Genomic DNA, 8,643 nt, shown 5'->3' on the forward strand with positions numbered 1-8,643 from the left:
GATTAATAGGAACTACCATTCAATTGCTTGATCTTCGTCTGGAATCTGAGTATTGATATCACGTGATAATGTCAATGTACCTTTTACATGATAGCGAATGATGGTACCTTCCACTGGTATATAATTGAAATAATAATCAACATTATTAATTATTACATAACGGTGTTCCAGATAAGGCTTCGCGTCATCCATTGATGAAGAAATACGAAATGAAGGAGTCACGTCCTTGTTTAATTCAAATCCAATCTCTTCTGCATTATCACAGGAAATAGTAACCGAACCATTCGTCTCACCATTAAAAGCAAATTTGATTTTATACTTTCTACGGTCTGTATAATCCTCATCTACTATTCCTGCATACGTAAAAATAGTCTGTTCATCTATCACATACCCTCTTATTGACGATTTTGTGATAGATTCTGCTGTTTCTATCGGTTTACCATCTCCATCATATCCCGTCACCACCTTGTTGGTTATTCCTGTACCAGAATAATCGCCAGAGTAATCATTAAATGGGAAGATTCTCAATATCGCCTTAGCATAGTCTTTACGCGGATGAGCTACGTAGTTGTAAGACGCGTCGTCTACAATCTGCAATGGAAGTACCCATTTTTCTGACATATCAATGTTGCGAAAATCAAATTTAAGATCCAGTAAACCTTTATTTTCTCCAGCTTTTATCTGTAGAGATTCTGGATATGAAGCGTATGCCAATCCTTCTGCTCCCATATCCTCATAATATAGTTCTGTACGTGTAGCGTAACGAGCGTAATTCAAAATATTCAATGTATCAGCATCATGTGCTACGTGTACAGTGACATTACTTGGATTATCGGTAGAACCACTAACAAGTATCGGTAACTGATAATTGGACCTCCCTTCTCCTCCTTCTGCATAATTTCCTTCTGCATCATGGCGGCTATAAGGTACATATATATTCGTCACTCCCTTACTATCCAGTTGTGAACTGAAAGAAATGTAGTGCTCATATTGTTCATCTTCCCATTCCGAATTGCAGGAAGTTCCCAACATTGTCATTGCAGCCAAAGCTGCCAAAGTATATATTTTCTTCATATATAAGTCTTTATGTTTAGAATTAATCATACATTGTCCATCCTGGGTTCTGTGTTAAACGTGAATTACGTTTCAACTCACTATGTTTGATAGGCCATAACCATAGCTTTTCCGAGAAAGTAGACGGGAGATTGTAAACAGGAATTGCCGAATGGAATTCGTCTCTCTTAGCTTCACCAACAAAGACATTACAACCGTATATTTGCAGAGATTCTTCTACTGGTGCATCTTTCCAACGGCGAATATCAAAGTAACGTTTTCCTTCGCCCATCAACTCTATCATACGTTCACGTTTTAATGCTTTACGCATATCATCAACCCCACTCTGCAGATAAAATTCGTCTGGATAGTCAGGCAACCCAGCACGAATACGTACCGGATGAATACCTCTTTCCATTTGTTCTTTATCACGGCTAATAGTGTAGGTTGTCGCCTCATTCCAAGAAGGTATATTGTATGTTCCAGTCAACTCATTCAATGCTTCTGCATAAAGCAGTAGAATATCCGCATAGCGAATTGCAGTTTCAGCTTTCGCAACATAATTGCCAGGATAGTCGTTTGGATGAACAAACTTTTTAATTCCTATACCTGTACGCAAGTAGAAACCGTCATTACGATAACCATCGGAACTTCCAAAGTAGTACCAAACCTGTTGATTTACATCGGCAGGTTTGCTTTCAGTCTGGCTCAAATAATACCAGGTACAGCCATTATAAGCAACAGAAGCATAGAATCGTGGTTCGCGTTCTACATATTGCAAAGAAACATTCATCCCAGTTTTAGCCTGATCGTTATCTCCTTTCTTCGGATCATATTTCCAACCTAATTCCGGATATTTATTATCCTTCAAGTCTTGCAAATCAGTAAATCCGGTTCTACGTTCACGAGTATCTACAATACCTTGATAATTAGCTACTCCTTGATACATAGAGTTCATACCCGGCTCATTACTACCATTATTCATATAATATGCATCCAGCATTTTCTGTGTCATACCATGACAGTTCCAGCCGCCATCATCCTTGGGCATCTGATGAAGTACCAACATATCTATATTTGTTGCCCCGCGTGTAAATATCAGTTCTTTATTGTTTGCAGGTAATATAGTACCATCAAAGATAGTACGATATGATCTGAGCGGGTCAATATTTGTCCATCCTTTTGGCCAGGGTTGATTGGAAAACTCGCCATCAGCCGGTGGAGTAACAGTCGGACGTTCAGAAGGTCCATTATCAGATGTGGATTTATTTACAATATTCAACTCATAAACATCTAAATCGATGACATCACGGCAAGCGGCAGCAGCTTTTGCCCATTTTTCTTCACTATATTCGGAAGAAAGCAAACGACGCCCTTCATCATCTACCAATTGCTGCGCATATTCATCATTATTTCCATTAGCAAACGGACTAGCTGCAAAAATCAGTGCATAAGCACGAACTGCCAATGCAGCTCCACGAGTAGGTCGGCCTATAGCATAATTATCAGTACGACGATCATATTGTAACTCTTTAGTAGCCTGTACCATTTCGTCACTGATATATTGTGCCACTTCTTCGTATGAGCTACGTGGAGTAGCTATTTGATCATAACTTTGAGTATAATCCACTCCTTCGTCCGGCATAATAGGCACTGGACCATAACGACGTAAGAGCAACCAGTAATAGTAAGCACGAACAAAACGAGCCTGCCCCTTATAATCTAGTATTTCCCAATCAGCCATCTCTTGACACCGGTCAACATTATGGATAAATACTGATGCTTGGAAAATTCCTTTATAACATGCCCCCCATGCCCCAACATTATAAGTATTCTCATCATATTCTCCTAACTTGAACATATTATATGACAATTCATTCTTTGTTGCATCGATTGTCTTATCGCGGTCACCATAATACATATCGTCTGAAAAACAAAACGAATTCTCACTTGGTCCTTTAGTCGTCACCTCATAGTTTTCATTTTTTATAAATGAAAAAGCATAAGCTAACCATTCTTCCACATGATCCTTGCTTTCGAAAGTTTTCTCCAGTGTCAGACGATCCTTAAAATATTTCTCCGAATTCAGGTAATCAGAGCAAGAAGAAATTACTCCCATCCCTAATACGGTTAATAATAACATATAAATCTTCTTTATCATAATCTCTTAGTATTTTTATAAGTTAACAGATAAACCCATAGTAACCGATTTTGTTAGCGGATAGGCTTCACCCCGCGGATTGCCAGTTTCCGGATCCCATGTTTTGAACTTAGACCATGTAATCAGGTTTGATCCTGCAATATAGATACGAATATTATTGAAATGCAGTTTATTGACTATGCTTTTTGGCAAAGTATAACCGATATCCAGATTCTTCAAACGAATATATCGACCATCACGCATCCAATAAGTAGAGGTTTGTTGGTTGTTTTTATTTTCCCCATAAGTTAAACGCGGATATGTTGCATTGGGGTTCTCATTAGCATGCAATCCCAGTTTGGCAGCAGTCTCTGAATCTACCCAACGATCACTTATCATATCTTTAAAGATATTTCCCCAGTCACTTTCGCTGAATGCATATACACACTTACCATAAATAGGGAAAGTGGATTTACCAGCACCTTGGAAATGAACATTTATATCAATTCCTTTCCATGCGAAAGATGCCCCTATACCATATACTAAGTTTGGAGTGGTAGTAGCACCAATAGCAACTTTATCATTATCGTTTACAACACCATCACCATTTACATCTTTATATTTGATATCTCCAGGCTGCACTGTACCGAACTCTTGTTTCGGGCTGGTACGAATATCATCGTAATCAGCAAACAATCCTTCAGCTATCAATCCTTTAACTTGATCTACACGATACCCTTTTTGATATAAATAGGAATAGACTTGATTCTCTTCATCCTTTTCGAGCACTTCATTCTTACTATAAGTTATATTCCCACGAATAGTCATATCCACCTCACCCAGTTTCTGCTTAAGAGCAAAATTGCCATCAAAACCTTGAGATTTCACTTCACCTACATTCGCTTTTGGTTTACTCTCGAGACCTGCAATTTCAGGCAAGAACTCGCGTGTCAAAAAGATACCTGTACGTTTTTCGTGGAAATAGTCAACCGTCGCTGTAAATTTGTCATTAAATAAAGAAAGATCAATACCCAAGTCATCCTTGGTCGCAACTTCCCAGGTAATACCATTAGAAGCCATCTGAGTGTAATGAGTTCCTATGAATGATTTTCCATAATCACCAAATCCCCAGTTATATACATAATTAGGCTTTCCTTCGCTATTATATCCTGTAGTGGCTATAGTATATAAGTATGGAAAACGGTTATTATCTCCAATATTATCATTACCTACCTTACCATGAGAGTAACGTATTTTAAACATATTCATCCATTTCAGGTTATTCTTAACAAATGACTCTTCGGCAACGTTCCATGCAAGAGAAAAAGCCGGGAAGAAACCGAATTGATTTCCTGGTGCAAAATTTTCCGATCCGGTATAACCAAAATTAAAATCAACAAAGTAACGATAGTTCCAGTTATAAGTAAATCGTCCAGCTAACCCTTGATTACGTTTTGATACTCCATTCTTGATATCCGTACCAATGTCTACTGTCCGCTTCTCACTATCTTGTGTGTAACGGAAAGTAACTCCTCCATGATGATTTCCGAAAGCACGTTCCCAGCTTAACAGTAAATCAAGGAATTCACGACGTTTGCCAGAGCTACCACTTGATTGTGTCATGTCATATGCGGAAAACATTTTCTCATAAATAATCTCTCCCGTTTCTTGTCTACGTCCGTTCGCTTTATACAAATCTGGTTGACGATGACGATTAATCCAGTTACTGTTGTCTGTATCGTAACCAAAACGCCCTACGAACTTCAATCCCTTGGTAATGAAATCAAAATTTTGTTCTAATGTAACATTAGTTTGTACATTATTCTGCCAATCTTCATTGTATCCAGTTTGCGTAGATGCAACCCAGGGATTAAGTTTGTTTACGTTATCCCGGTGGGAAATAGGCGCGTATCCATTGGAATAGTATACAGGCGTTGCAATAGGATTGTATCCGAAAAGCATACCCCATAACATCTCGTTATCAGCCAGTCCTGGACTATTACGTTTGGCTAATGAACCTGCTATACCTAGTTTCAATAAAGTCGATTTGGTGATATCTATATCAACATTCATACGATAATTCCACTTTTTATAGTTGGCATTTGTATCGTAATCATCACGTAACGTTTGGTCTGTGTTATACATACCTTGATCTTCCGTATAGCTTGCAGAAACAAAATAACGAGCAGTGTTACCGCCACCATTCATGTTCAAGTTAGCGCGATAACTCCATGCTCCGTTTTTTAGGATCAAATCCATCCAGTCCACATTCGGATAGAAATCCGGATCCATTTGTGTACGAAATAACTCTAATTCTTCCGGTTGATAGGCCATTCCTAAATTTCGAGTCACTAATGCTTCGTTCATCAGACTGGCGTAAGAAAGACCGTCTACAAATTCCGGAGTGATGGTACGCGTATTATAAGAAGTTTCTACCTTGGCATCTATATTGATTTTTCCAGCTTTACCACGTTTTGTTGTAATCAATACTACACCATTTGCACCTTTAGAACCATAAATAGCAGTAGCTGACGCATCTTTCAATACTGTGAATGATTCGATGTCCTCGATATTAAGTTCATCCAAACTGCTACGTTCAAAGCCATCCACCAGAATGTAAGCACTTGAACTGGCTCCAAAAGTAGAAATACCACGTATCCAAAACTCAGAAGTACTTTTTCCCGGTTGTCCAGAAGTTTGTCGGGCAATAATACCCGGAACATTACCGGCCAAGGCGTTAGACATATTGGAAGTAGGGAAACGTTTTAAATCTCCCACATTCACATTGGTTACAGCTCCCGTCACTGTCAGTTTTTTCTGTGCCCCCATACCAGTTACCACAACCTCATCCAGTACACTGGCCTCTGATTCTTTCATCTTTACATTAACTGTATGCTGTTCTTTTACAAGTACTTCCACATCATCATATCCGATGTATGAGAAGACTAGTCGATGATAAGGTTCCATCTTTATAGAAAAATTACCATTGATATCTGTAATGGTTCCCAAACCTGCTACATCCTTTACAGTGATATTAACACCAATCATCGGCTCATCTTGTGTGTCGGTAACCGTACCAGTCACGGTAATTGTTTGTTGTGCTGAAATCGTCAATGGGACAACTAGCATCAACAAAAAAATGGCTAAATATTTTTTCATAATCTGATAAATGTGTTTATTCGTTAGATTCCACTGTTGATTCATCTTCCGGCATATTCTCGTCACCGGCTACATTCTCTTCTTGCTCCATTGAAATAGTGCGAATAGTATGTCCCACCTGATCATGTACATAAAAAATATCTTTCGCATCATCGTAAACAAGTCCACTTACATCACGGAAACGAGCCACTTCTCGTAGGTCACCATCATCAGTTCCCCATTGGTTTCCGTCAGCTAAGGAAGTTGACGCTCCTCGTCCCGCATAAGTCGATACGATACCTTCTGGAGTTACTTTACGCACACAGAAGTTTAATCGATCTACAAAATAGAAATCATACTCTTCTTCACCAGTGTAATCCGGATTTTTCACAAATACTCCTTGACACGGATTGTGCATACGGGCCTCAGTTCCTACATCATCCCTATAACCTGTCTGTTTATATCCCCCGACAAAATTATACGGTGTGATAAATTCCTTTTTTATCTCGTCATAGTCGGAACGCATGAAATAATGATTGTTAATCACACCAAAATAAGCATACTTTCCAGTAGGATGAATGAAAATCTGAAATTCCCAACTTGGGTCAGCAATAGTGAATAACTGCTTAAAAGTATTAGGATTGTTCTTTACTATAGGATCCCAACTTCCACCATTCTTAATAGTTTTAAAGTAATCAACCAAGTCTAAACGAAATACTTGTCCCTTTTCATAACTATTAAAATATAATTCTCCGTTGATTGGATGAATAGTAGCTCCATTACATTGTTTGTAAGCAGCTATCAATTGTATATCAGATCTATCATCGAATGTACCATCCGCATTACGTCTAATAATATATACACTAGGACTTTCATCTCCCTTACCATCATAATCAATAGCTACAATCATATATTCCGCCTCATCAGCATATCCTTCTATCTTCTTATTGAAAGCAATGCTTCGTATACGATTAGTAGGTATAGTATTGATATTCAAAGGAGAAGAAAGCATACGATTTTTTAAATCGATCAACTGTATAGCTTTATGTCCATCGTAACAAATATACAAATGATCCTTATTCAACGGATCAAAAGCTAATCGTCCGTTATCGCTAAAGCCACAGCATTTGACACCTTCCGGTCCATCAAATGGTCCGTCTCTCCAACCTTGATCATCACGATTATTGCGATAGCCACAAAGCGTACCTACCACCATCTTTTTCTCATAGCTAAAAGTAGTACTCGCAGTCGTTGTTACTGCATTCTCTCCTTCTCCTACAGTGATTTCAATTTCACCACTAAAAGCTCCTGAAGGAACAAAACAGTAAACATAAGTACTTTTTACATTAATAACAATAGCATCTTTGCCACCAATCTTCACTTTTACCTTCGAAGCATCTGTTCCGAAATTTTCACCATAAATCAATAGTTTCTGATAGGCTCCTCCTTCTTTCGGAGTAAAATCAGAAATTGCTACAGGTTTTGATGGATCAAAGGCTCCAGTCTCTACATTGTCATCGTCCTTACAACTACAAATGCAAATCGTGAATAATGCCAGCAATATCCACCGCCATTCCTTCAATACTTTTTTCATTTTACATTTCATGTTTTTCATTCTAGTTAATAATAAATGTATAGTTAATTAAACATTTCATCGAGTTTTGTCCATTAACACTTGCATCCAGTATCCTCCAATAACCGAACGCGCTTTAAACCCAACCCATTCACCACTATCTGTATGATGCCAATCACTAATAGGTACCCGTGAAGTCGTTTCATTGATATATTTATAGAGTGGATCAATGAATTTCTTGAAAGTTTCTAAATCTGGAGACATAGCAGCTGTCCACATAATCCAGTCAGACTTAGTATACTCTTTGCGAGAGTCTAATGGTAATCCATAAGGATTCTGTTTCATTAAATAATAGTTAATTTCTTTGTCGATTACATTATTCGGGAATAAATTCAAATTCCACATTTTATCCCAAATAATATTATATTTCTGGCTCCAGGTATTCTCACGGTCGAAAGCAAGACGATAGTGATCACCTTCATTTGCCATTTCTTCCCATTTCACCGCCATTTTCTTGGCTATACCTGCATATTTCTCTGCAACATCATATAAGCCAAGCATGTGCGCCATTTCGCTATATCCGGCTACACCCATGATCGCTTTTACCGAAAGGTTCGCATTATGAGCCCAATGACCGGCGAAGTCATCAGTGCATAATTGGTTCTCCGGGTCCTGTCCATACTCTACGAGATAGTTTGTCCAAGTAGTTAAGAGATCCCAATATTTTTTTACATAATCA

Annotated in this window: 5 protein-coding genes; all 5 read right to left on the reverse strand. The window is 38.3% G+C overall.

Annotated elements, in window-relative coordinates; genetic code table 11:
• Positions 1 to 12: 12 nt before the first annotated feature.
• Complete coding sequence (locus NBH01_RS23590) at positions 13 to 1,074, reverse strand: DUF4973 domain-containing protein (protein ID WP_008762471.1); 1,062 nt, start codon at positions 1,072 to 1,074, stop codon at positions 13 to 15.
• Between the two features lie 22 nt (positions 1,075 to 1,096).
• Complete coding sequence (locus NBH01_RS23595) at positions 1,097 to 3,214, reverse strand: RagB/SusD family nutrient uptake outer membrane protein (protein WP_225680783.1); 2,118 nt, start codon at positions 3,212 to 3,214, stop codon at positions 1,097 to 1,099.
• Between the two features lie 15 nt (positions 3,215 to 3,229).
• On the reverse strand, positions 3,230 to 6,352 hold the full coding sequence (locus tag NBH01_RS23600; RefSeq protein ID WP_234119053.1) for a SusC/RagA family TonB-linked outer membrane protein: 3,123 nt from the start codon (positions 6,350 to 6,352) through the stop codon (positions 3,230 to 3,232).
• Between the two features lie 16 nt (positions 6,353 to 6,368).
• A complete protein-coding gene (locus tag NBH01_RS23605; RefSeq protein WP_055220889.1) occupies positions 6,369 to 7,925 on the reverse strand; it encodes an IPT/TIG domain-containing protein in 1,557 nt (518 codons plus the stop codon).
• Between the two features lie 57 nt (positions 7,926 to 7,982).
• A partial coding sequence (locus tag NBH01_RS23610) for a glutaminase domain-containing protein (RefSeq protein ID WP_250700335.1) occupies positions 7,983 to 8,643 on the reverse strand: 661 nt, incomplete at its 5' end.

Source organism: Bacteroides sp. B1-V-101 (assembly GCF_023656585.1).
GTDB classification, from domain to species: domain Bacteria; phylum Bacteroidota; class Bacteroidia; order Bacteroidales; family Bacteroidaceae; genus Bacteroides; species Bacteroides thetaiotaomicron.

What these genes read in the sequence shown, in the direction of transcription:
- NBH01_RS23600 (WP_234119053.1), bottom strand. Translation starts at nt 6,352, where the DNA reads ATGAAAAAATATTTAGCCATTTTTTTGTTGATGCTAGTTGTCCCATTG.
- NBH01_RS23595 (WP_225680783.1), bottom strand. Translation starts at nt 3,214, where the DNA reads ATGATAAAGAAGATTTATATGTTATTATTAACCGTATTAGGGATGGGA.
- NBH01_RS23605 (WP_055220889.1), bottom strand. Translation starts at nt 7,925, where the DNA reads ATGAAAAAAGTATTGAAGGAATGGCGGTGGATATTGCTGGCATTATTC.
- NBH01_RS23590 (WP_008762471.1), bottom strand. Translation starts at nt 1,074, where the DNA reads ATGAAGAAAATATATACTTTGGCAGCTTTGGCTGCAATGACAATGTTG.